General features: G+C 66.2%; 22 protein-coding genes. 5 read left to right on the top strand and 17 right to left on the bottom strand.

All coding sequences use genetic code 11. The features are described 5' to 3' along the window. Positions 1–25: 25 nt before the first annotated feature. Entirely contained in the window at positions 26–355 is a 330-nt protein-coding gene (locus tag MRY80_RS19670) for a hypothetical protein (protein ID WP_293292787.1), read from the top strand. Here MRY80_RS19670 and MRY80_RS19665 read toward each other — a convergent pair. Next, the gene (locus tag MRY80_RS19665; RefSeq protein WP_293292786.1) at positions 277–1,221 is read right to left on the bottom strand and encodes a LysR substrate-binding domain-containing protein; all 945 of its coding nucleotides are present in this window, start codon (positions 1,219–1,221) and stop codon (positions 277–279) included. The two genes, MRY80_RS19670 and MRY80_RS19665, sit on opposite strands and share 79 nt — an antisense overlap. A gap of 97 nt (positions 1,222–1,318) precedes the next feature. Here MRY80_RS19665 and MRY80_RS19660 point away from each other — a divergent pair, with 97 nt between their 5' ends. Together MRY80_RS19660 and MRY80_RS19655 are read left to right on the top strand one after the other, a co-directional pair. Further along, the gene (locus tag MRY80_RS19660) at positions 1,319–1,516 is read left to right on the top strand and encodes a hypothetical protein (protein WP_293292785.1); all 198 of its coding nucleotides are present in this window, start codon (positions 1,319–1,321) and stop codon (positions 1,514–1,516) included. Positions 1,517–1,619: 103 nt separating this feature from the next. Then, on the top strand, positions 1,620–2,507 hold the full coding sequence (locus MRY80_RS19655) for a DMT family transporter (protein WP_293292784.1): 888 nt from the start codon (positions 1,620–1,622) through the stop codon (positions 2,505–2,507). Between the two features lie 662 nt (positions 2,508–3,169). Here MRY80_RS19655 and MRY80_RS19650 read toward each other — a convergent pair. Further along, complete coding sequence (locus tag MRY80_RS19650; protein WP_293292782.1) at positions 3,170–4,183, bottom strand: hypothetical protein; 1,014 nt, start codon at positions 4,181–4,183, stop codon at positions 3,170–3,172. Positions 4,184–4,418: 235 nt separating this feature from the next. Here MRY80_RS19650 and MRY80_RS19645 point away from each other — a divergent pair, with 235 nt between their 5' ends. Beyond that, positions 4,419–5,219 carry a hypothetical protein gene (locus tag MRY80_RS19645; RefSeq protein WP_293292781.1) on the top strand — a complete coding sequence of 267 codons (801 nt, stop codon included), beginning with the start codon at positions 4,419–4,421 and terminating at the stop codon, positions 5,217–5,219. Positions 5,220–5,309: 90 nt separating this feature from the next. Here the strand turns inward: MRY80_RS19645 and MRY80_RS19640 are convergent, their stop codons facing one another. The 11 genes from MRY80_RS19640 to MRY80_RS19590 form a co-directional block, all read right to left on the bottom strand. Continuing rightward, positions 5,310–6,746, bottom strand: coding sequence for a hypothetical protein (locus tag MRY80_RS19640; protein WP_293292780.1), 1,437 nt, complete (start codon positions 6,744–6,746; stop codon positions 5,310–5,312). Positions 6,747–6,807: 61 nt separating this feature from the next. After that, entirely contained in the window at positions 6,808–7,887 is a 1,080-nt protein-coding gene (locus MRY80_RS19635; protein ID WP_293292778.1) for an ABC transporter ATP-binding protein, read from the bottom strand. Beyond that, positions 7,887–8,675 carry an ABC transporter permease gene (locus tag MRY80_RS19630; RefSeq protein ID WP_293292777.1) on the bottom strand — a complete coding sequence of 263 codons (789 nt, stop codon included), beginning with the start codon at positions 8,673–8,675 and terminating at the stop codon, positions 7,887–7,889. The genes MRY80_RS19635 and MRY80_RS19630 overlap by 1 nt, the downstream gene beginning before the upstream one ends. Continuing rightward, on the bottom strand, positions 8,672–9,670 hold the full coding sequence (locus tag MRY80_RS19625) for an ABC transporter permease (protein WP_293292776.1): 999 nt from the start codon (positions 9,668–9,670) through the stop codon (positions 8,672–8,674). Before MRY80_RS19625 ends, MRY80_RS19630 begins: the two co-directional genes overlap by 4 nt. Before the next feature lie 67 nt (positions 9,671–9,737). Next, positions 9,738–10,844 (bottom strand): extracellular solute-binding protein, encoded by a 1,107-nt coding sequence (locus MRY80_RS19620; RefSeq protein ID WP_293292775.1) that lies wholly within the window; start codon positions 10,842–10,844, stop codon positions 9,738–9,740. A gap of 54 nt (positions 10,845–10,898) precedes the next feature. Continuing rightward, the gene (locus tag MRY80_RS19615) at positions 10,899–11,999 is read right to left on the bottom strand and encodes an NAD/NADP-dependent octopine/nopaline dehydrogenase family protein (RefSeq protein ID WP_293293053.1); all 1,101 of its coding nucleotides are present in this window, start codon (positions 11,997–11,999) and stop codon (positions 10,899–10,901) included. A gap of 8 nt (positions 12,000–12,007) precedes the next feature. Beyond that, on the bottom strand, positions 12,008–12,595 hold the full coding sequence (locus MRY80_RS19610; protein WP_293292774.1) for a peroxidase-related enzyme: 588 nt from the start codon (positions 12,593–12,595) through the stop codon (positions 12,008–12,010). Continuing rightward, positions 12,592–13,083, bottom strand: a complete 492-nt coding sequence (locus MRY80_RS19605) for a hypothetical protein (RefSeq protein WP_293292772.1) — start codon at positions 13,081–13,083, stop codon at positions 12,592–12,594. The genes MRY80_RS19610 and MRY80_RS19605 overlap by 4 nt, the downstream gene beginning before the upstream one ends. Beyond that, positions 13,080–14,546 (bottom strand): NAD(P)/FAD-dependent oxidoreductase, encoded by a 1,467-nt coding sequence (locus MRY80_RS19600; protein WP_293292770.1) that lies wholly within the window; start codon positions 14,544–14,546, stop codon positions 13,080–13,082. The genes MRY80_RS19605 and MRY80_RS19600 overlap by 4 nt, the downstream gene beginning before the upstream one ends. A gap of 34 nt (positions 14,547–14,580) precedes the next feature. Then, a complete protein-coding gene (locus tag MRY80_RS19595; RefSeq protein WP_293292768.1) occupies positions 14,581–15,912 on the bottom strand; it encodes an MFS transporter in 1,332 nt (443 codons plus the stop codon). Beyond that, positions 15,909–17,372 carry an aminotransferase class V-fold PLP-dependent enzyme gene (locus MRY80_RS19590; RefSeq protein WP_293292767.1) on the bottom strand — a complete coding sequence of 488 codons (1,464 nt, stop codon included), beginning with the start codon at positions 17,370–17,372 and terminating at the stop codon, positions 15,909–15,911. The genes MRY80_RS19595 and MRY80_RS19590 overlap by 4 nt, the downstream gene beginning before the upstream one ends. A gap of 109 nt (positions 17,373–17,481) precedes the next feature. Between MRY80_RS19590 and MRY80_RS19585 the strand changes: the two genes are divergently transcribed. Next, complete coding sequence (locus MRY80_RS19585) at positions 17,482–17,946, top strand: Lrp/AsnC family transcriptional regulator (protein ID WP_293292765.1); 465 nt, start codon at positions 17,482–17,484, stop codon at positions 17,944–17,946. Between the two features lie 24 nt (positions 17,947–17,970). Here MRY80_RS19585 and MRY80_RS19580 read toward each other — a convergent pair whose 3' ends face one another. From MRY80_RS19580 to radA, 4 genes are all read right to left on the bottom strand, one after another. Next, positions 17,971–18,717 carry an SDR family NAD(P)-dependent oxidoreductase gene (locus MRY80_RS19580; protein WP_293292763.1) on the bottom strand — a complete coding sequence of 249 codons (747 nt, stop codon included), beginning with the start codon at positions 18,715–18,717 and terminating at the stop codon, positions 17,971–17,973. Between the two features lie 23 nt (positions 18,718–18,740). Next, a complete protein-coding gene (gene purF, locus MRY80_RS19575; protein ID WP_293292762.1) occupies positions 18,741–20,204 on the bottom strand; it encodes an amidophosphoribosyltransferase in 1,464 nt (487 codons plus the stop codon). Continuing rightward, the gene (locus MRY80_RS19570) at positions 20,201–20,728 is read right to left on the bottom strand and encodes a CvpA family protein (RefSeq protein WP_293292760.1); all 528 of its coding nucleotides are present in this window, start codon (positions 20,726–20,728) and stop codon (positions 20,201–20,203) included. The genes purF and MRY80_RS19570 overlap by 4 nt, the downstream gene beginning before the upstream one ends. Before the next feature lie 77 nt (positions 20,729–20,805). Beyond that, positions 20,806–22,215, bottom strand: a complete 1,410-nt coding sequence (gene radA, locus MRY80_RS19565) for a DNA repair protein RadA (RefSeq protein ID WP_293292758.1) — start codon at positions 22,213–22,215, stop codon at positions 20,806–20,808. Position 22,216: the final 1 nt, after the last annotated feature.

The following is a 22,216-nucleotide window of genomic DNA, read 5'->3' as shown; positions in this document are numbered from 1 at the left end:
CGGATAGGCAGGAAAGGGGAGGCGGATGACGGGGAGGACGGAACGCGTGCCGGGTCGCATATTCAGAACGCTTCTGGCGGCGGGCGCCTTGGTGACGGCGTCGCCGGCGATCGGCGAGGAGGGCTCCTGGTGGCTCAACGTCTTCTTCGAGATCGACGGAGAATGGCGGCCGGGCCATGAGATCGACGGCTGGTCGCCGCGCGAATATGGCAGCCGCGCAGAATGCGCCGAGCGCAAGGCCTATGCCGAGGCGCGCTGCACCGAAACGCCGTTGGATTATCCCACCTCGTGGTTCTGCTCGCCCGGCAAGCCGATGGACGAACCGCCGGAGGAGCTGCGCGGCATCATGTGCTGAGGCGCGCCGTCCGGCTCCTCGTAGAGAGACGCCAGCGCCTCGACATTGGGCGAGGTGACGCCCTTGCGCCACGCCAGCAGCGTCCGCGCGCGGTTGCGGCCCTCCGGCAGGGCGTGGACCTGCAGCGCGGCGGATTGCGGCATGGTGCCGAGCACCGCCGCCGGCAGAAGCGCGACGCCCATGCCCACCGACACGCAGCCCAGAATGGCGTGATACGAACTCATCTCGACGATGCGTTCGGGAATGATGTCGCGCGCCGCGAACCAGTCCTCCAGCCGCTTGCGGTGGGCGCAGCCATGCTCGAAGGCCAGCATGGTGCGCGAGGGGCTGCCGGGCGGCCCGTCGAGCGGCACATTGCGGCCCGTGACCACGACCAGATCCTCGACATAGGCCGTCAGCTGGCAGAACGGCCCGTCGGGCAGCGGCTCGCCGGCGAAGGCGGCGTCGATCTCGCCGGCCAGCAGGGCGTTGCCGAGCTCCAGCGTGTTGCCGGTGCGCAATTCGATCGTGACGTCGGGAAAGCGGCGGCCGAATTCCGCCAGCGCGTCGGGCAGGCGCACGGCGGCGGCGCTTTCCATCGAGCCCAGACGCAGCGTCCCGCGCGGCACGCGGTCGGTGACGGCGTTGCGCGCTTCGGCGGCAAGGTCGAGCATGCGGTCGGCATAGGCGAGCAGCGTGTCGCCGGCCGGAGACAGCGTCAGCCTGCGGCCATGGCGCAGGAAGAGGTCCACGCCCAGCTTGTCCTCCAGCTGCCGGATGCGCGTCGTCACGTTGGACTGCACCCGGTTGAGCTTGGCCGCGGCATGGGTGATGCCGCCCTCCCGGGCGACGGTTCGAAAGATGTGCAGGTCGGAGAGTTCCATCATTCGTTCTCTATTTGAGAATGTAAGGTTCCTTATAATTCATTTTTTCTGATGATGCCATCCTGCTATCCCGATGCCGTTCAACACGGAATGACCTCAGATGCGAACGATCCGGAAATATGCCGACAGCGGCTGGAACTATCACGCGCTGACCGACGACGAACGCGACGCCCTGATGCTGGAGGCGCGGCAGGTCGCGACGCGGGAACGCCGCAGGGCGATCCACGGCCTCTTCCGCGGCCTGAAGGAGGCGGCGAAATCCGCCCTGTGGGCGCCGGGACACCTGTTTCACCCATAGGCGCGGCGCCGGTTCACACGCGCGGCCGACATTTATCTTTTCCGCCGCCGGGGGTAGGGAGGTCCGCGAACACCACCCATTCAACCCCCGTGCGGCGGCCCCCATGCAGACGACAGCGACGGACATCCGGCCGAAGGCGGTCACCGGCATCGCCCTGATGATCGCGGCGGCCGCCTGCCTTTCGATCAACGACGCCTTCGCCAAGGCGCTGACCGCCGGCTACCTGCCGATCCAGATCCTGTTCGTGCGCAACATCATCGCGCTGCCGATCGCCGCGCTGGTCGCCTGGAAGATGGGCGGCACCGCGGCGCTGCGCTCCCGCCGGCCGGCGGCGCATCTGATGCGCGGCGCGATCTGGGTCGCCGCCGCGACGCTGTTCTTCACCAGCCTCGGCTATCTGGCGCTCGCCGAAGCGACGGTGCTGATCTTCGCCGCGCCGGTCTTCGTCACGGCGCTGTCGGCGCTGGTTCTCAAGGACGAGGTGGGCTGGCGGCGCTGGTCGGCCGTGCTGGTGGGCTTCGCGGGCGTGCTGATCGTGGTCAGGCCCGGCGGCTCGACCTTCCAGGCCGCCTCGCTGTTTCCGGTGGCGACCGCCTTGCTCTACGCCGTCCTGATGATCAGCGCGCGCTGGGTCGATTCGCGCGAATCCGTCTGGACCCTGATGCTCTACCAGACCGGCGCGGGCGCGCTGATCTGCGCGCTGGCGATGCCGTTCCTGTGGACGCCGATGCGCATGGAAGACCTCTGGCTCTTCGTCGGCATCTCCCTGTCGGGCACGGCCGGCATCACCATGATGACGCAGGCCTTCCGCTTCGCGCCCGCCGCCGTGATCGCGCCCTTCGACTACACGGCGCTGATCTGGGCGGCGCTGATGGGCTGGCTGTTCTGGAACGAGATCCCCGACGTCGCGACCTATGCGGGCGGCGCCGTCATCATCGCCAGCGGCGCCTTCATCGTCTGGCGCGAAAGCCGGCTGACAAAAACCGGCTAGGCCGCCTCCCGGCACGGCTCGTCGTGACCGCACGTCGCAGATCGCCAGACCGAACAAGCTTCGCGAGACACGCAGCGCCAGCGCGCTCATGCCCGCGCGCTCATCGGCGGCCGACCCGCGCGCGATGACGGCGTCGCGACAATGTGGATCGGCGAATGCCACGCTGGCGCAGGTGGAGGGGCTGCGGCGGAACCGCTCACGCTCCTTCCTCGCCCCGCTTGCGGGGAGAGGGATGCGAGGCTTCGCGAGCGCGAGCGAGCGTTAGCCGCAGCTGGGTGAGGGGGTTGGGATGCCGAAGATCAGCCGAACCGCCCGTCACAGGCCGTCATCCTCGGCCTTGAGCCAAGACAGCGCAGCGACGTCGTCGCTTGCGAGGACCCATTCCGTGAAGGGGACAATTCTACCGCGCCACGAAATAGCGCGTCTCGCCTTCCATCTCCCCTGTCCGCGCCCCGCCGGTCTCCGCGAGCAGCCGCAGCACCTCGTCGACACGGGTCTTGCGTTTGGTCTTATTGCGCCCGTCGAAGGTCGCCGAATCTTCGGCCCGGGCTCGAACGTGCTGGAGGCGGTGAACGGAGTTCTGGCACAGGTGGAGGGGATCAGGCGGAACCGGTAGCGTTCCCTTCCCGTCTCGCATGCGGGTAGAAAATCGCTTCTCGCGGTCAGTCGCTGAAACCGCGCAGCATGAGGTTCATGGTGGTTTCTCCGTAACCGCATATGTACTCCACGAAATGCGCCGCGACGTCCCTGCTTTCGAATTCCCGTAGATTCTGGGTCTCCGCAAGGAAGTCTAGGTCGCATCTCTCTGCGTCATACCGGATATTCAGGGTGCCGGCTTTGAGGGCGAGGACCGCATCAATCTGATCGTCCTCAAAGTCGCAGGTTCCGGCGACGGCGCGCAAGGTTCGCATGCTTTCGGCCATGCTCGCCATCGTGTTCGGGTCGCAGCCGCTCGCCTTCGCGATACCGTCGATCTTCCGAAAGTATGCCTTCTGCTGAGCGATGACGTCGTTTACCGTCACCGAGGTGTTTTTCATGACTTCGACGGCAGCATGCATGCTGGGCTTGTCGGGATCGATGCTCCGAACGAAGCTTTCGCCGCGTGTCGCATATGAGTCCGCAGGGATCTTCCCCTCCATCCGCAGTCTTGCCAAGGTTGCTTGAACCGCGCCGTTCCTGACAGTGTCGATGACGATCGCGTACCAACCATTCTTTGACTGGAAGAGCCGTACGCCCTCGAATTCAGCCTTGTATTCCCGTGCCAAGACAATAGCCTCGCCGAGATCTTGCCGGCTGGCAACCTGAATATGGAGCTGGTCGTCGGGCAGGGGCCTGACCTGGTCCGCATCGCCGGGGTGCGTGTTTGACTCCGAGGCTCGCGAGGCGATGTTGCAATCACGGTCGAGCCTGAGGTACCTGCTGCTCGACCAGCCAGAAACTTCGCGCGTGTCGGAGTCCATGATCTGGCACCAGTTTCCCTGACATTCTCCCAGAAGTACGCCTTGCTGGTCCCAGTTCAGAAAGTCGGCTTTACGGCAGTCGGCGTCAGGGCAGGTCCGTATCCATAGAACATCGTCGGCGACGACGCCGTACACTTCGACGCATGTTTTGCTTAGATCGACTGCGTGGGCGGCTGTTGCCCAAAACAGAAAAATCACTGCACTCACCTGTCGCATACCGATCCGCTCCCGAGAATTCAACCAATCCGTGCGCAATGGTGTTTCGCTCGCGTGATATTATCATATTCACGTTCTGCAGCATGCGGCAAGCCGCCTCCGCGGCTTAGCGCTGAGCCAGATCAAGGTGCCGGTCGTTGATGCACGGTGCTCGCCACCGGCACCCGATCACCCGCAGCCAAGAAAATCACCCCCAACTTATCCACCCTCCCGCCGCCGCCCATACCCTTGCCCGATGACCGACCCGCAAGGCCCCATCTTCGACTGGCAAGCCGCCATTGACCGCAATCGCGAGGCGCTGTTGCGCATCGTCGCGGTGCTGTTCGTGCGCGCCGGGCTGGACGAGGGCGGCGCAGACCAGGTGACACGGCGTGCCTGGCGTATCATCCTGCGCGTGCTGCGCCCCGCCGAATCCGCCGCCCGCCGGCTGATCGTCATCGCTGCGCGCAGCATCGACGTCGGGCCCCTGAAACCGCTGCCCCCGAAAGAGCCGACCGCCCTCGAACAGCTCCAGGCGGCCGGCCTCGTCATCACCCATACCGGCCTCAATCTCGGTCTCGCCCGCATGTGGCAGCCGCAACCGGACATCGATGCGCAGCCCGCGGAACCGCGCGCGCCGGCCTTCGCGCTCACCGATCCGCCGCGTCGCTTCGACCCGAAGGGCTGGGACGGCTGGCGGCCGTTCCCGAGCGACGGTTTCGACCTTGCCGACGACCACGAGGAGGTCAGCGCCGAGCATCTCTGCGCCCGCCTCAAGGCGCTGAAACGCGCGCTGGAGGACATCGACGGCCACGCAAGACGGCTCGCCCGCCTGCAGGCCCGACGCGCGATGGACCTCTTCGCGCCAGCAAGCAAAGCGCAGCTTAAGGGCGCGACAAACAAGCGCGCGACGCAACAGATGCTTGCGAGACCCCGGCGTCCGCTGCGCCACGGCTGGCCGCCGGGCCACCGCACGCTCTCCACCCACCGGGTGGACAGCGTGCTGCGCGAATGCCACGGCCTGGCGCTTCAGGCGCTGCGCGCAGACACCTCATGATCGAAAGTGAAGCTCGCGGCTGTCAGGGCCCGGTCTGTCGGGGCAGGCGCGGGGGCGTCGGCGCGTGCGGAAAGGTCCGCGCGGCGGGCGTCACTTGGCGCAATAGTCCAGCGAGCGTTCCACGCCGTCCTGTCTCTTGCCCAGCGTCATGTTGCGGTTGATGCCGTGGACGATGCCGACGCGGGTGCAATGGTCGGGCAGGCCGTATTGCGCGCGCATCTCCTTGGTCGGCGACGTCCAGCTGACGACCCAGACCCCGCTCTCGAAATACCGGCCGTCGGCGGCGAGAAAGGAGCGGACCCGCGTGTCCTTCGGATTGCCCTCCACGTCGAACAGGACGCCCGTGAACTGGACGAACCGGCCTTCGCAGGGCGCCGCGATGACGCCCAGCTGCTCGCCGGTGCCCGCGTCGGTGTAGGGCAGGGCGAGGTCGGTCATGCCGAAGGAGCAGCGCTGGACCCGCGTGGAGAGGATGTAGCTGCCGTCGATCAGCATCTCGTCCCACTCCAGGCTGCGGATGGTCTCGCCGGTCTTCGTGTCGGTGATCCAGTTCGCGTTCGTGCCGACCCGGGTCAGGCCGTAGCGTCCGCGCGGCGCCTGGCCGCCGCCGCCGCCGGCGATGTCCACCAGCGCCAGAAGCGGTCCGGTCGGGTCGATCCCGATGCCGGCCTCGATCGCCGGGCCGAGATCCGCCAGCGCCTCGCCGTCATCCGGGCCCATCACCATGAAGCTCGGATAGAACAGCATGCAGCCGGCGATGGCGACGACCCATGAGACCAGCGATCCGGCGCGGCCGGCCAGAACCGCGATCACGAGCGCGGCCGTGCCCGCCAGCGCGAGCACGCCGGGAAGGCCGTAGGCGATCGTTTCGTTCAGCGGCAGGTTGGCTTCGAGGAACCGGCCCGCCAGCCCGCCCAGCCCGCCGCCGATCGCGACGACGATCAGCGCGACCAGCCCGGCGCCGAAGCCCCAGGGCGTGGTGTCCTTCGGCTTTGTGGCCGGTTTCGGTGCGGGCGCGTCGGCTTGCTTGCGCAGGCGGTGCCAGGACAGTTCCACCCGCTCGGCCTCCGCCGCTGTGCGGGCAGCCTCGCTGTCATGGCCCTTTTCCGCCAGCCGCTGCGCCACCATCCTGCGATAGGTGGCGAGGTCGCTCGTCTCGGCATACCAGCCCGATTGGCGCAGGATGACCGAGAGGTCCCTGTCGCGTTCGCCCGCGTCGGGGCCGGGCGCGGTTCGGGCCTCTGCGGGGGAAGGATCGGCGGGCGCGGGTTCCGCGGGTTCCTCGGCTCGCTCCATCGCGATGCCGATCACAGGCGTCGCCGTGGCGAAGCTGGAATCCAGGGCTACCGGGCCTTCCGTGATCTCGCCGGAAAAGGGCGCGCGCATCATGCCGCGTTTGCCGGCGGCGGTTTCGAGCGTGTAGAGCGGATCGCCCTTCGCCACCCGCTGCCCGGCCGCCACATGCACCTCGACGACGCGCACCGGAAAGGCGAGCCCGGCGGGCAGATTGATCCTCTTTGCGTCCATGCGGAAAGTTATTCACGCTGGCCGTTGTTTTTCAACGCAAAAGAGCGCCGGGGCTGTCCGCTCAGTCGCGCAGCACGGCCATGTTGTCGGCGTCCCAGCCGATCCAGACGGGGTCGCTGCCGAGCGACTGGCTCGCCGCCGGGTCGAGATAGGCCTTCAGCGTGATGCCGTCGGTGTCCTCGACGGAGAGGTCGACCGCGGTGCGGCTGCCGAGGAAGGTCTTGCCGACGATGCGGCCCTGCACGGCGTTGGCGCTTTTCGGGCGTTCGGCGTGGACCGAAAGCCGTTCGAGACGCACAGAGGCGGTGATGGTCTCGCCCGGGCTGTGGGCGGCGCCGCGGCCGCGCAGGGTCTGGCCGTTCCAGTCGAGCACGATGTCGTCGTTCTCGACGCCGCGCACCTTGCCGGAGATCAGGTTGGTCTCGCCGATGAACTCGGCGACGAAGCGCGAGGCGGGGTGGAAATAGAGTTCCTCCGGCGTGCCGTCCTGCTCGACGCGGCCCTTGTTCATCACGACGATGCGGTCCGACATGGTCAGCGCCTCTTCCTGGTCGTGGGTGACGAAGAAGAAGGTCTTGTGGGTGCGCTGCTGGATGGATTTCAGCTCCTTCTGCACCTGGCCGCGCAGCTTGGCGTCGAGCGCGCCGAGCGGCTCGTCGAGCAGCAGCAGGGCCGGATCGGGCGCCAGCGCCCGGGCCAGCGCTACGCGCTGCCGCTGGCCGCCGGAAAGCTGGCCGGGATAGCGGCTGGCATAGGCGCCGAGTTCCAGGAAGGCCATCAGCTCGTCGAGGCGGCGGGCGATGTCGGCCTTGCCCATGCCCTTCAATTCGAGGCCGAAGCTCATGTTCTGACGCACCGTCATGTGCGGAAACAGCGCGTAGTCCTGGAACACCATGTTGACGTTGCGCCGGTTCGGCGGCAGCGCCGTGACGTCCTCGCCGTCGAGGATGATGCGGCCGGTATCGGGCGTCTCGAAACCGCCGAGGATGCGCAGCGTCGTGGATTTGCCGCAGCCCGAAGGGCCGAGGAAGGTGACGAATTCGCCTTGGCGGATGTCGAGCGCGAGATGTTCGAGCGCGACCGCCTTGCCGAACCGCTTGGAGATGCCGTCGATGCGGGCGATGGTGTTGGTCGGTGCCATTATGCGTTTTCCTTGTTGAGGCGGCGCGTGGAGCGCTCTGCCCAGATGCCGAGCACGGCGGTGATGACCAGCGCGACGGTCGCGATTGCGTTGATCTCGGGCGACATGCCGGAGCGCAGCTTGGCGAAGATCAGCACCGGAAGCGTCGGGTCGTAGCTGCCGAGGAAGAAGGAGCGCACGAAATCGTCGAAGCTCAGGAGCAGGCAGAAGATGCTGGCGCCGATCACGGCGGGCATCAGATAGGGCAGGGTGACGCGGGCGAACGCGACGAAGGGGTCGGCGCCGAGATCGCGCGCGGCCTCGGTGTAGCTCTTCGGCAGCGTCGACAGGCGGGCGATCACCACCAGCGTCACGAAGGGCACGTTGTGGACGGCATGCGACCAGATGATCGCGAACATGCCGGGCTCGATGCCGAGCAGCCGCGCATAGATGCGAAACGCGATCGCCGAGATGATGCCGGGCACCAGCGCGGGCAGGATCGTCAGGCCGAAGATCACCGCGCGGCCCATGAACTTGCGCCCGTCGAGCAGGACGGCGATCCAGGTGCCGACGAAGATGGAGACCGCCGTCGAGGCGATGGCGATGACCACGGAATAGCCGAACACCGAGAGGGTTTCGGTGTCGCTGAAGACCCCGGTGTACCAGTCAAGCGTCCAGGAGCGGATCGGGAAGCCGATGAACTTGGAGTCCTTGAAGCCCATCACCACCATCAGGATCAGCGGCACGAACACATAGACCACGAAGGCCCAGTAGATCACGGACATGAAGATGCGCGTTGCGCGGGTCATTTGGTTTCTCCCTTGCGCAGCGCGTTGATGAGCCGGTTGAAGACGGCGGTCAGCACCAGCGCGGTGAGGAACATGATCGTGGCGAAGGCGGCGCCTGTGGGCCACTGGTCGCCGGCGACATGGAAGAAACCGGCGATGGTTTCCGCGAACACGGTCGTCGACGGTCCGCCGAGCAGGACGGGCGTCGCGTAGAAGCCGGTGGAGATCAGGAAGACGAGCGTGCAGCCGGAAGCGATGCCCTCAAGCGTCAGCGGCAGCGTCACCCGGCGGAACCGCGTCCACGCGCCCGCGCCGAGATCGGCGGCGGCTTCCGTGTAGCTCTTCGGCAGCTTTTCGAGCGCCGAATAGAGCGGCAGCAGCATGTAGAGCGCGGTGAGGTAGATGATGCCGACGCTGAGCGAGAAGCCGGTGTACATGAAGGGGATCGGCCGGTCGATCAGCCCGAACCATTTCAGCATCAGGTTGATCGCGCCATTGTTGCCGAGCAGGATCATGATCGCATAGGTGCGCACGATCTCGCCGACCCAGAAGGGGATCAGCAAGAGGAGCAGCAGGAACATCCGGTTGTTGCGCGAGACGTGGCGCGCGAGGAAATAGGCCACCGGATAGGTGATGATCAGCGTCGCGAAGGACAGCGTGGCGGCGAAGGTCAGCGAGCGGATGAACGGCATCCAGAATATGCTCTCGCCGAAGAAGCGCGCATAATTGTCGAAGGTGAAGTTCGGCGCGACGCCGGGCGACGGCGGATAGGCGTCGAGAAGGCTGATGCGCGCCATCTGCAGCATCGGTCCGAGATGCTGGGTCAGCACCCACAGCACCGGAAAGACAGCGAGAATGAGGAATTGCCGACGGGGCGTCGCGTAGACGAGCCCGACGAGCGCGCGATACGGGCTCCAGTTCACAATCCGGCCCCAGAAGGTCCGGTCGGTCGTCTCGGGCGCGTTTGCGGCGGTCGCGGTGCGTGCGTGGTCCGCGGACGCTGCTTCGGAGGTCATGGTATGTCGTTCCCTTGGGGCCAGGAGGGGGTTCGGCTCCGCCCGGAGGCGGAGCCGGCATGATGGATCAGGCGGCCTTGATCTCTTCGACCGCCGGATCGACGAGACCGTATTTCATCTCGTTGGCCTCGGCGCGGAAGAACTGCAGGTTGGCGAGCTGCTCTTCCGGGAAGGAGGTCGACTTCTTCTCCAGGTCGGTCAGGTACTGGTCGGCACCCTTGTAGGTGGAGATGAAGCCCGACGCCTTCGTCATCGCCGCACCGATTTCCGGCGAGCCGAGGATCGCGTTCAGGAAGGTGTAGGCGTTGTCGGCGTTCGGCGCGTTGTTGGCGATGTTGTAGGTGTAGACGAAGCCGTAGGAGCCTTCCTTCGGGATCGACATGCCAAGCGGGAAGCCGTCATTGATGAGGGCTGCGGCCGGGCCGTTCCAGGAGTGGGCGACCACGATGTCCTGGTTGACGAACATCTGCTGCACTTCGGCACCGCTGTCGTAGTACTTGCGCACCAGCGGCTTCTTCTCGATGAGGTAGGCCTTGGCTTCCTCGACGATGGCGGCTGCCTTGTCCGGGTCGTCCATGTAGGCGACCATGTTGCCGTCATAGCCCATCTTGAGCATGATGATCGACATCATGTCCTGGATGATATAGGCGGTCTGCTTGGAATACTTGTCCGAGAACAGCGTATCCCAGGTCTGGGCTTCCTCTTCCGAAACGACTTCGGTGTTGTAGGACATGACTTCCATGCCCGAGAGGATCGGCGCGCCCCACTTGTTGCCGGCGATCGTCGCCCAGTCGGACTCCGAGAATGCCGGGTTGATGTTGCCCCAGTTGGCCAGACGGTCGGTGTCGAGCGGCGCGAGCAGCTCGCTGTCGATGAACTGCAGGAAGCGGTGGCCGGCGACGGTGAGGATGTCGACGGTCGGGTTCGGCGCCTCGGCGGCGAGCAGGTTGAATTGCTTGCCCTGGTCGTCGACCAGGCGGATGTTGACCTTGATGCCCGTCTCGGCCTCGAACTGCTCCTTGAAGCTGTCCGGCACGAAGTTGGTGTAGGTCCAGATATTGACCTCGCCGCCCTGTGCGTAGGCCTTGCGCAGATAGGCCGGGCTGGCGAGCACCGCCGTTCCGGCGGCTGCCGTGCCGAGGAACCGGCGTCTGTTGAGGGTCAGTCTGCTCATTTTCACGTCTCCTTGTTGAGCCTGATCAATGGTGCACCGTACAGATGTCGTTCGTCACGGCGTCGCCGCCGCGACGGCTCCCTGCAGCAGGCCGGTACGGGCGGCATGGCGCAGGTCGTCGAGTGTCTTGTTCGTCAGGTCGAGCGCATTCAGCAACGCGTTCTCGGTGAAGAAGTCGCGGCCATACATGGCCGAGAACACGCGGATCCCGGCGCGATGCAGTTCCGCGGGGCGTCCGGTCAGGTCGCCGAGAGCCACGGTCAGCGCTAGGCCGTAGGGCACGTCCTCGGTGACGTATCGGCTGTCGGCCGTCGCCGGCCCGGTGCCGCCATTGCCCTGCTCGTGCATCTCCTGGTTCATCTCGGAGATCGAGGCGACCGGGACATGGAACGACAGGTGGAAGTGTTCGAAGATCGTGCGGACCTTGAGGCCGAGCGCTTCCGCGATCGCCAGCCGCTCCTCGTCGAGCGCTTCCAGCAGACGGCCGACATTGGGCGTGACGTTCTGGCCCTGGCTCCACGTTTCGCCGCGTTCCATGCGGGTCATGTTGCCGAGCGCGATGCCCATGTGGTTCTGCGGGTTGAGGTTGGAGAGCGAGATCGCCAGCAGGCCGTCGCGCGGCTGGAAACGGTCGCCGAACAGGCGAGTGCACAGCGCAAGCGCCTCTTCAGAAGCCTCCTGCGGCACGGTGCACAGGTCGACCAGCTTGCGCACGGTGTTGACCTTGACCTCGGTGCCGGACTGGCGCCGGCCCGTGATCGCGGTGGTGCCCCATGCGGTGATCGGCGCGGTGACGCCGCGCTTGGCCAGGAGGTCGGACAGGTAGACCGCGCCCAGCGACATGTGGGACGAGACGACGACGTGCTGGCCGTCGCGAATATGCGGCGCAAGCGCGTCGAACACCAGCTTGTGGCCATAGCCGGGCAGCGCGATGACGATGACGTCGTTATCGGCGGCCAGCGTGGCCGCGCTGTCGGCGATGCGCGGCGTGAAGCTCGCCTCAAGCGCGCCAGTGGCGGTCAGCGTCCCGCCGGCTGCGAGGTCCTTCGTTCCGGCGCCCGAGGGCGACCAGAGCATCGGGTCGTGCCCGTTTTGATGGAGGAGGGCCGCCGTGCCGAATGCGATCGATCCGGCGCCCGCGATCCCGACTTTCAATCCGTCGCTCATGCCGCGGCCTCCTTGCGCACCGGATCGCCCAGAACATGCATCAGCCGGTTGGCCCAGCCGAACAGCGCCGCCGAGAGGATCAGGTCGAGGATCTCGTTGTCGTCGAGGCCGGCCTCGCGCAGCATCGTCATGTCGGCGTCGCTCGCCTCGGACGGGCATTGCGACAGCTTGATCGCGAAATTCAGGATCGCCTTGTTGCGCGGCGACAGATCAGCATCCGCACCTGACATGAAGATCTTGTCCGTGACGTCGGTGTCGCGCTCGAGCTTGGCGTGACGGTCGGCATGGACGGCGGCGCAATAGACGCAGCGATTGACGATGGACGCGCCGATGGCGCCGAGTTCGCGTTCGGCCCGGCTCATGCCGCCGGGATCGTACATGATCGCGTTGAACAGCGGCGAGCGTACCTTCAGCGTTTCCGGGTCATGTGCCAGCACGAGCACATACTCGGACACCTTGGTGTTGGACGGCGTGACCTGCAGGGCGTCGAGCTGTTCCTGCGAGGCTTCGGCCAGAACGACCGGCGTCACGCGCGGCTGCCAGTGCGGCACGTTGCGGGTGAATTTGTGGACGACCTTGCTCATGCCGCGCCCCGCATCAGCTTTAGCCCGGCCACGAGCCGGATCTGGTAGGCGAGGAAGGCGTTGAGCTCGGCGAGGCGGACGATGTCGGCGTCGTCGATCCCGGCGGCCTTCAGCGTCTCGATGTCCTCGGCCTTCACGTCGCGGGTCCGGGCGGCGACCTTGTCCATGAAGGCGACGGCGGCGGACATGTTCTGTGCCGAACCGTCATTGGCCGGATCGGCGAGCGCGGCGGCAGAATCGTCGCCGATGCGCGCGGCGTAGCGTTCGGCGAGCGCCGTCTCGCCGTTCAGCGTCGCGATGCGTGTGGCGAGCGCGGCGCGGATGTCGGCGGACCACGCGCCTGCGCCCGAGGGCGCGAGCACGGCGTCTTCCGCCGCCTGCGTCATCTCCAGGACTTTCGTGCGATGAAGGGCAGCGGCGCCCGTCGGGTCCGCCTCCGTCACACCGCTTGCGGCAAGCGTCGTCATGCCGAAGAAATCAGCACTCACGCCACTTCCCCTTTCAAATCAACAGTCTCCAAGGACGAAGGCTCCCATTCGTTTCCGATCAGCTCGGGCGTGTCATAGTCGAGCATGCCCTGCCAATGCCCGGTCACGTCCTCGGCGTAAAGGGTCGAAGCCAGAGAGCGCGCCAGCCAGGCCGCGCCGTCGGAAACCCCCGGAATGTCCCCGCTCACCTTGCCGAGGCTCGCGCTGGCTGCATAGTTGAAGCAGTAGACGTGTTTCAACCACGGGGCCGTGCCCGGCACCTTTTCGCGGAAGGTGAAATCGGCGTTGAGATACGGGAATCGCCCGAGATCGCGGCTCTCTTCGCCCTCGGGCGCGGTGTAGACGTCTTCCCACAGCAGGATGTCGCCGGCGGTCTTGCCAAGCTCGGTGCGGGCCATCGGATCGACGTTGAAGCCGGTGCCCAGGATCAGGAAATCGGCGTCCCAGGCCGTGCCGTCGGTGAAGCCGATGCGCACCGCGTCGCCGTGTTTCTCGGTCGTCGCAACGCCCTTGCCGAAATGGAAATAGGCGTTGGGATGCCGGCTGACGCGCAGCGTGGAGCCGTGCGGCGGCGGGGTTTGCGTCTTGAAGGAATACTGCATGAAGCGCCAGCGCCATTCGTCCGGCAGGTCGTTGAAGCCGCAAGTGAAGCCGTAGCTGCCGATGCCCATCATCTTGTTGATGGTCGGCATCTCCTTGCGGCGGATCAGGTGACGCACTTCCGCCGCGCCGTGCTCGAGCGCCTCGGCAGAGTTGTCGACCGCCGATGCGCCGACCCCGACCACCGCGACGCGCTTGCCCTTCAGGGCGTCGAAATCGATGTCGTCGGCGGTGTGCGCCCAATATTCGCGCGGCAGCACGTCGACGAAGCCCGGAATGTTCGGCCCGCCGAACCCGTCACGGCCGGTGGCGAAGACCAGCTTGCGCGTGAGGATCGATGCTTCAGGCGCGCCCGTGAGATGCAGGCGCAAAAGGTCGCCTTCCGGCTCGACCCGGTCAACCGAGACGCCGTTTTCGACCGGGATGTTCAGTGCCTTGCGATACCAGCGCAGATACTCCATCCACATCGGCCGCGGGATCTTGTCGAGATCTTCCCATTTCTGCGTGCCGAACTGCGCCCGGTACCAGGCCTGGAAGGTGAGGGGGCCAAGGCCGAAGGCCGGGCCGGTGAGCTGCTTGGGCGAGCGCAGCGTCTCCATGCGGGCATAGGTCAGCCACGGGCCTTCCATGCCGGCGGGGCTGCGGTCGAGGACGCGCACATTGCGCACGCCGCCGGTGGTCAGCGCCAGCCAGGCGACCATGCCGCACATGCCGCCGCCGATGATGACGACGTCGGTGACGCCGTCGCGCGGCTGAACCCAGTCCTTGCCGGGATAGCAGAGATGGGCGAGGTCTTCGTGCAGGCGCGCTTCCAGCGCATCGAGCCCTTTGTCGTCGATGCTGGGGGAGTTGTCCTGTGGCATGGTTGGCATCCTGGAATTCTTCGTTCGGTTCGTGTCAGGCCGGTGATCCGGGCCAGTGGGGGTGAAGGTCGTCGATGCGGTAGGCATGACGGTGTTTGTGGCTCGATCCTTCCGAGGGTTCGTCGTTGAGATGCGGGTGGTCGTCCGGCAATTCCGGATGCGCATGGACGCGCTCCAGCGGATCGTCGGCCGGCCACACGCGCATGGCGAAGACGGCCGTGATCGAGCCAAGCGCGGCGAGCATCACCAGCGCCGTCTCGAGCGAGACCCATGAAGCGAGCCAGCCGGCCAGCGGGTAGGCGACCAGCCAGCCGGCATGCGACAGCGAGAACTGCGCGGCGAACACCGCCGGGCGATCCTCACGATTGGCCGAACGGGCAAGGACGAGGCCGCCGGGTGTCAGCACCAGCGAAGAGGCGAGCCCGAAGCCCGTCCACATCACGGCGAGCGCGACGAGGTGGAGCGGCAGCACGATGAGCACACCGATGGCGGCAAAGCCGACCGCGCCGGCGAACATCACCCGGCGCTCCTGCATGCGCTTGACGAGACGCGGCACGAGCAGCGCGCCGGCCGCCGCCCCGACGCCGTAGAAGGCCATCAGGATCGGATAGTAATGCTCGGCGTCGCCCAGCCGCTGGCCGGCGAAGACGACGGTGTTGACGAGCACCCAGGCCATGCTGAGCGACAGCGCGAAGTTCAGGAGGAACAGGCCGCGCAGCCGTGGCGTGTGGCGGTAGATCGACAGGCCGCGCATCGCCCGGCGCAGGAAAGGCCCCTTGCGGGCCAGGATGTCGGCCACCGGAAACCGTGTCGCCAGGAGCGCGGCGACGGAGCCGAGAAAGGCCAGGGCGGCGCAGTAGAACAATTCGTCGGAGGCGACGAAGCGCAGCACCACGCCCGCGATCACCGGGCTCAGGATCGATTCCAGCGTGTAGGCGATACGCGAATAGGCGAGCGCCCGCGAATAGGTTTCCTCTTCCGGGAGCAGGTCCGGAATGACCGACTGGAAGAGCGGGGTGAAGGCGGAGGATACGGCGAAGAAGGCGAAGGCCAAGGCGGCGATCTGCCAGGTCTGGGTCACCAGCGCCATCGGCAGGAGCAGAGCGAGCCGGCTGAGATCGAGCGCAACCATGACCGGCCGGCGCGGGCGATTCGCCAGAAGCGTCTCCGCAAAGGGGGCAAGGCCGACATAGGCGACCATCTTCAGCGCCAGCAGGAAGCCGAGGATGCGTCCGCCGGCGGCGTCTCCGCCGAGATCGTAGGCGGTCAGCGAAAGGGCGACCGTGAGCAGCCCGACGGCTACCAGTGAGCAGATTTGCGCGGCAAAAAGCGTTCGAAATGCGGGATTTGCGAGCGGGCTACTCAAGACGCAAGGCTTTCCTTCGGCGGGTCCAGGGGGGAGAAACGCGCGGTGTTCGGGTCAACTTGATAATCGGAGAGATAATCTGGAGCTTCGAAGGCGAGTTTGTCCACAGCCGCGATGATGATATCAACCTTTTCGTCGCTCATCAAAGCCGAAAGGTTGAGCCGGACCCAGCCCGGCTTCTCGGTTTCGCGACCTTCCCTTAGGGCGGCGAAGGTTTCGTCGGACTCGTGCTTGCCCAGGCCGAGAAGGTGATGCGCGTAAGACCCGGCGCAGGCGCAGCCGCCGCGCGCCTGCACCCCGTGCACGTCGCTCAGGAGCCGGGTGAAAAACTGGTGATGCACCAGCTCGCCGGCCGCGTCGTGAATGCGGAAGGAGAAGATCGGCAGCGCGTCATGCGGATGGGTGTTGCCGAGGAGTTCGATGCGCGGATTGCGCGACCAGACGGCCAGTGCCCGTTCGCGCAACTCCCGCTGGCGCTCCGTCAGCCACTCCTGCCCGAGCGCTTCCTTGACCAGCAGCACGAGCGCGGCGCGGATGTCGCCGGTGACGTTGGGCGTGCCGCCTTCCTCGCGGTCGGCGAGATCGCTGGAATAGACGTGGCCCCAGGGCGACACAAAGGAGACCGTGCCGCCCCCGGGGATCGTCGGCGTCGTGCGCCGAACGATGGCCTGGCGAATCACCGTGATGCCGGACGCACCGGGACCGCCAGGAAACTTGTGGGTGGAAAAGACGATCGCGTCCTTCGCGGCGTCCGTGCCGGCCTTCATCTCGACGGGCGTGTAGGGCGCGGCGCAGCCGTAATCCCAGATCGCCAGAGCGCCGTGGCGTTTCAGCATGCGCGTGACGGCATCGACGTCGCTGATGATGCCGGTGACGTTGGAGGCGGCGGAAAAGGCGCCGACGATCAGCTCGGCGTCGCGCGCGGCGACCAGTGCTGCCTCGAGCGCCTGCATGTCCGGCCCGCCCTCGGAGCCTTCGGGAATCTCGATCGTCTCGACGCCGCTCTCGCGCCAGGGCAGCAGGTTGGAATGATGTTCGTAGGGCCCGACCAGCACGACGGCGCGGCGGCCTTCGCGCGCCATCGCCTGCAGGTCGAGCAGGCCGACGATGCGGTTGATCCCCGCCGTCGAGCCGGAACCGGTGAAGATTACGCTGCTTTCCGTGTCGGCGCCGGTGATTCGGCCGATCTCGGCGCGGGCAGCCTCGCGCAATTCCGTCGTGTAGCCGCCGCAGAAGGACGCGCGGGTGTGGCTGTTGGCGTAAAAGGGCAGGACACGGTCGCGGATGAAGTCCTCGACCTGGGCCAGCGCACGGCCGGAGGCAACGTAGTCCGCATAGATGAGCGGGGTCTTGTCGTAAGGCCCGTCGAGCACCACATCGTCGCCAATCAGGCCGCCGCGAATCCAGTCCCGAATGTCGGGGCGCTGAAGGGATCGGGCGAAATCGTCGAGGGCGGACATTGTCTCTCCGTGGGGTGGCCTTTCTGAAGCAAAGTGTGACACGTTTCGAGGCGAATTCTTCACAGAAATACACCTTGCGGAAACGAATTTTCTATCAGATGATCGAAATATGGAGATGAAATTCGATCATTTCGATTGGCGCATTCTGGAGGAGCTGCAGAAGGATTCCGCACAGTCCCAGCGCAGCCTGAGCGACAAGGTGGGTTTGTCGCAGAATGCATGCTGGCGGCGGCTCAAGATTCTGGAGGCGTCCGGCGTCATCAAGGGCCGCACGGTGATCCTGGATCGCACCCGTCTCGGCGCCGGGCTGGTGGTCTTTTCGATGATCAAGACCCGTCACCATTCGGCCGAATGGCTGAAGAAATTCCGCCTGCACGTGTCGGCCATTCCCGACGTGGTGGATTTTTACCGGATCGGCGGCGAGTACGATTACCTGCTCAAGATCGTGACGCGCGACATGGCCGGATATGACGAGGTCTACAAGCGCCTGATAGAGGATATCGAGCTGGAAACGGTCACCTCCTTCTTCGCGATGGAGGCGATCGAGGAGCAGCGGCCTATCCCGCTGACCTGAGAGGGCAGGGGCGCGCCGCGCCGATCACTCGGGCGAGCGGTATTCCAGCCATTTCTGCAACGGCACGTCCCAGAGCATGCCCGTCTGGGTGATCCCGGCGCCGGCCAGCGGGACGATCTTCGACGCCACTTCGGCCGCGCTCGGCAGGGTCTGCGGGTCTTCGCCCGGCATCGCCTGGGCGCGCATGCGCGTGCGTGTCGCGCCGGGGTTCACGCTGTTGATGCGCAGCGGGGTGTTGACCATCTCGGCGGCCCAGACGCGTCCGAGCGCTTCGACGGCCGCCTTGGACGTGGCGTAGGGCCCCCAGAAGGGCTTGCAGCTATGCGCGACGCCCGACGACATCAGGATCGCCCGCCCGGCATCCGACTTGCGCAGCAACGGGTCGGTCGTGCGCATCAGCCGCCAGGTCGCGGTGACGTTGATCGCCATCACCTGCTCGAAATCCTTCGCCTTGACGTGGCCCACCGGCGAGACCGGGCCGAGAATGGCGGCATTGGCGACGAGGATGTCGAGCCTGCCCCAGCGCTCGTCGATCACGCCGCCCAGCCGATCGAGGCCTTCCATGTCGGTCACGTCGAGCGGGACAAGGGTGGATTGACCGCCGGCCGCGCGGATCTCGTCGTCGAGCTCTTCCAGGCCGCCGGTGGTGCGCGCGACCGCAATCACATGCGCGCCGAGGCCGGCCATCTGCAGCGCGATTTCGCGGCCGATGCCGCGCGACGCGCCGGTCACCAGGGCCAGGCGGCCGGTCAGGTCGGGTTTCATGTCCATGGGTCGTCTCGCGTCAAGAAGGGTCAGTTGCCGCCGGCGAGGATGGAGAGCTGGCGGACATTGTCGGCGCCGTCGCGGTCGAGCAGGCGGGTCGGATAGGCGCCGGTGAAGCATGCGTCGCAGAATTGCGGCTGTTCTTCGTCGCGCGCGGCTTCGCCGACGGCGCGATAGAGGCCGTCGATCGACAGGAAGCCCAGCGAATCGACGCGAATGAACTCCGCCATGTCCTGGACGCTCATCCGCGAGGCAAGCAGCTTGTTGGTCTCCGGCGTGTTGACGCCGTAATAGCAGGACGAGACGGTCGGCGGGGAGGCGATGCGCATGTGCACCTCCTTGGCGCCGGCCTCGCGCACCATCTGCACGATCTTCTGGCTGGTCGTGCCGCGGACGATGGAATCGTCCACCAGGATCACGCGCTTGCCCTCGATATAGTGCCGGTTCGCGTTGTGCTTCAGCTTGACGCCCATGTGACGGATCGCATCGGTGGGCTGGATGAAGGTGCGGCCGACATAGTGGTTGCGGATGATGCCCAATTCGAACGGAAGGCCCGCCTGCTGCGCATAGCCGATCGCGGCTGGCACGCCGGAATCGGGAACCGGCACGACGATGTCGGCGTCGACCGCGTTTTCCCTGGCCAGTTCCACGCCGATCTGCTTGCGCGCCTCATAGACGTTGCGGCCTTCGATGTAGGAATCGGGGCGGGCGAAATAGACATACTCGAAGACGCAGAAGCGCGGTTTCTGCGGCTCGAAGGGGAAATGGCTCGTGATGCCCTTGTCGGTCACCACCACCACTTCGCCCGGCTTCACGTCGCGCACATAGCGCGCGCCCATGATGTCGAGCGCGCAGGTCTCGGACGCGAGGATCCAGGAGCCGTCGAGATCGCCGAGGACGAGCGGGCGAATGCCCTGCGGGTCGCGGCAGCCGATCATCTTCTTGGACGACAGGGCGACGAAGGAATAGGCGCCTTCCAGCTTCTTCACCGCGTCGATGAACTTCGCCAGCAGGTCCTTTTCCGGGCTGACCGCGACGAGGTGGAGCAGCGTTTCCGTGTCGGAGGTCGAGGAGAAGATCGCGCCGGAGCGCTGCAATTCGCGCTGCACCGTCATCGCGTTGGTGACGTTGCCGTTATGCGCCAGCGCCAGCCCGCCCGATTCCAGTTCGGCGAAGAAGGGCTGCACGTTGCGCAGGCCCGTGTCGCCGGTCGTCGGATAGCGGGTGTGGCCGATCGCGCGGTCGCCGTCGAGGCGGGCGATGACCGAAGCCTTGGTGAAATTGTCGCCGATCAGGCCGACATGGCGTTCGGCGTGGAACTGCGACCCGTCGAAAGTGACGATGCCGGCCGCGTCCTGGCCGCGATGCTGCAGGGCGTGCAGGCCGAGCGCGACGAAGGAGGCGGCGTCAGACCGACCGAAAATGCCGAACACGCCGCATTCGTCGTGGAAATGATCCGCTGCTTCGTCGGCTTCCGCCGTCATTGTCGTCATGTCTCAGTGCCGTCCGTCGTCTCGGCTTCTCCGGGCAGAATGCTGTCGAGATCCTCGGGCAGCATGTTGACCAGGCTTTGCGCCAGCGAATCCAGGAACGGCTTCGACTTGGCTTCGTCGATCCAGGCGATGTGCTTCTCGCCAAGGAAGATGCCGAGGAACCACACCGCCACCGCCGCGATCAGAATGCCGCGCAGCGCGCCGAACACGAAACCGAGCGTGCGGTCGAGCGGCCCGATCCGGCTGTCGATGATCAGGTCTGCGATGCGCATCGTGAACACCGTCACGATCATCAGCGCGACCAGGAAGATCAGGCCGCCGGCGACCAGTTGCGCGATGAGCTGGTGATCGACGTAAGGCTGAACATAGGGCGCCGCCTGCTTGTAGAACAGGAAGGCGACGACCGCGGCGAGGCCCCAGGAAATGATCGAGAGCAACTCCCGGGACAGGCCGCGCACCATCGCGAGAACCGCCGAAACGAGAGTGAGACCCAGCAAGAGGCCGTCAAGCAGGGTGATAGGCATGGAAATTTGTCTCCGAACAAGGCGTGCTCAACACTATCATCGCCTGCGGTTTTCGTCCCCCGGCGCGTATGCGCCACTCAAATTTCGTCCCCGTCGCGTTCACGCGTCAGGATCGTTCCCCCCGCAATGCGGGCAACCAGATCAGGAAGGCCTGCAACCTCGATCGCGTTCTTCCGACTGGCCTTGGAAACATCTTGGCTGCCTTTCGGCATGACTGCGGATTTGAAACCCAGCTTTTCGGCCTCTTTCAGGCGCTGCGCTGCATGTGCGACCGGCCTGATTGCGCCCGAGAGGCTGACCTCGCCGAAATAGACGCAATCGGACGGCAGGGCAAGTCCGGCAAGCGACGAGACCAGCGCTGCCGCGACGGCAATGTCGGCGGCGGGTTCGGATATGCGGTAGCCGCCGGCGACGTTGAGATAGACGTCATGCTGGCCGAGGCGGATGCCGCAATGGGCCTCCAGCACCGCGATGATCATCGACAGGCGCGGCGAATCCCAGCCGACGACGGCGCGCCGCGGCGTGCCGAGAGAGGAGGGGGCGACCAGCGCCTGGATCTCCACCAGCACCGGCCGCGTGCCTTCCATGCCCGCGAAAACGGCAGCCCCCGGCGCGCTTTCGTTGCGCTCGCCGAGAAAGAGTTCCGACGGGTTGGACACTTCGCGCAGGCCCCCCGAACTCATTTCGAACACGCCGATCTCGTCGGTCGGCCCGAAGCGGTTCTTCACGGTGCGCAGGATGCGGTAATGGTGTCCGCCTTCGCCCTCGAAATAGAGCACGCCGTCGACCATGTGCTCGACCACGCGCGGTCCGGCGATCTGGCCTTCCTTGGTGACATGGCCGACGAGAATGACGGCCGCGCCTGTGGATTTGGCGTAGCGGATCATCGCCTGCGAGGCGGCGCGGACCTGGGTCACGGTGCCGGGCGCGGATTCGGCGGCGTCGGTCCACAGCGTCTGAACCGAATCGAGGATGAGCAGGTCGGGCCGCTGGTCGAGCGTCAGCGTGGCGAGGATGTCCTCGACATTGGTCTCGGCGGCCAGCATCACGTCGGTGTCGGCCGCGCCGAGCCGCTGGGCGCGCAGCCGCACCTGCGCGACGGCCTCCTCGCCGGACACGTAGACGATGCGATGGCCCCTGCGGGCGAGCGCGGCGGCCGCCTGCATGAGGAGCGTCGACTTGCCGATACCCGGATCGCCGCCGACGAGAAGGGCCGAACCGCGCACGATGCCGCCGCCGGTGACACGGTCGAGTTCTGCGATGCCGGTGAGAATGCGCGGCGCGTCCTCGATCTCGCCCGACAGCGTGGTCAGCGTGACCGCGCGGCCCTTGCGGCGCGCCTGCTTGCCCGGTCCGCCGCCGATCCCGCCGGTCGGATCCTCCTCGACGATCGTGTTCCACTCGCCACAGGCGTCGCACTTGCCCGCCCAACGCGCATGCACGGTACCGCAGTTCTGGCAGATGAATTGTGTGCGGGCCTTGGCCAAG

The organism is Oricola sp. (genome assembly GCF_022763245.1).
In the GTDB taxonomy this organism is placed as follows: Bacteria; Pseudomonadota; Alphaproteobacteria; order Rhizobiales; family Rhizobiaceae; genus Oricola.
Note: the sequence above shows the minus strand (reverse complement) of the source record. Positions and strands in the feature narration are given on the sequence as shown.

Excerpts from the sequence above, each read along its gene's own strand:
- MRY80_RS19670 (WP_293292787.1), top strand. The coding sequence starts at position 26 with ATGACGGGGAGGACGGAACGCGTGCCGGGTCGCATATTCAGAACGCTT.
- MRY80_RS19665 (WP_293292786.1), bottom strand. The coding sequence starts at position 1,221 with ATGATGGAACTCTCCGACCTGCACATCTTTCGAACCGTCGCCCGGGAG.
- MRY80_RS19660 (WP_293292785.1), top strand. The coding sequence starts at position 1,319 with ATGCGAACGATCCGGAAATATGCCGACAGCGGCTGGAACTATCACGCG.
- MRY80_RS19655 (WP_293292784.1), top strand. The coding sequence starts at position 1,620 with ATGCAGACGACAGCGACGGACATCCGGCCGAAGGCGGTCACCGGCATC.
- MRY80_RS19650 (WP_293292782.1), bottom strand. The coding sequence starts at position 4,183 with ATGCGACAGGTGAGTGCAGTGATTTTTCTGTTTTGGGCAACAGCCGCC.
- MRY80_RS19645 (WP_293292781.1), top strand. The coding sequence starts at position 4,419 with ATGACCGACCCGCAAGGCCCCATCTTCGACTGGCAAGCCGCCATTGAC.
- MRY80_RS19640 (WP_293292780.1), bottom strand. The coding sequence starts at position 6,746 with ATGGACGCAAAGAGGATCAATCTGCCCGCCGGGCTCGCCTTTCCGGTG.
- MRY80_RS19635 (WP_293292778.1), bottom strand. The coding sequence starts at position 7,887 with ATGGCACCGACCAACACCATCGCCCGCATCGACGGCATCTCCAAGCGG.
- MRY80_RS19630 (WP_293292777.1), bottom strand. The coding sequence starts at position 8,675 with ATGACCCGCGCAACGCGCATCTTCATGTCCGTGATCTACTGGGCCTTC.
- MRY80_RS19625 (WP_293292776.1), bottom strand. The coding sequence starts at position 9,670 with ATGACCTCCGAAGCAGCGTCCGCGGACCACGCACGCACCGCGACCGCC.
- MRY80_RS19620 (WP_293292775.1), bottom strand. The coding sequence starts at position 10,844 with ATGAGCAGACTGACCCTCAACAGACGCCGGTTCCTCGGCACGGCAGCC.
- MRY80_RS19610 (WP_293292774.1), bottom strand. The coding sequence starts at position 12,595 with ATGAGCAAGGTCGTCCACAAATTCACCCGCAACGTGCCGCACTGGCAG.
- MRY80_RS19600 (WP_293292770.1), bottom strand. The coding sequence starts at position 14,546 with ATGCCACAGGACAACTCCCCCAGCATCGACGACAAAGGGCTCGATGCG.
- MRY80_RS19590 (WP_293292767.1), bottom strand. The coding sequence starts at position 17,372 with ATGTCCGCCCTCGACGATTTCGCCCGATCCCTTCAGCGCCCCGACATT.
- MRY80_RS19585 (WP_293292765.1), top strand. The coding sequence starts at position 17,482 with ATGGAGATGAAATTCGATCATTTCGATTGGCGCATTCTGGAGGAGCTG.
- MRY80_RS19580 (WP_293292763.1), bottom strand. The coding sequence starts at position 18,717 with ATGGACATGAAACCCGACCTGACCGGCCGCCTGGCCCTGGTGACCGGC.
- purF (WP_293292762.1), bottom strand. The coding sequence starts at position 20,204 with ATGACGACAATGACGGCGGAAGCCGACGAAGCAGCGGATCATTTCCAC.
- MRY80_RS19570 (WP_293292760.1), bottom strand. The coding sequence starts at position 20,728 with ATGCCTATCACCCTGCTTGACGGCCTCTTGCTGGGTCTCACTCTCGTT.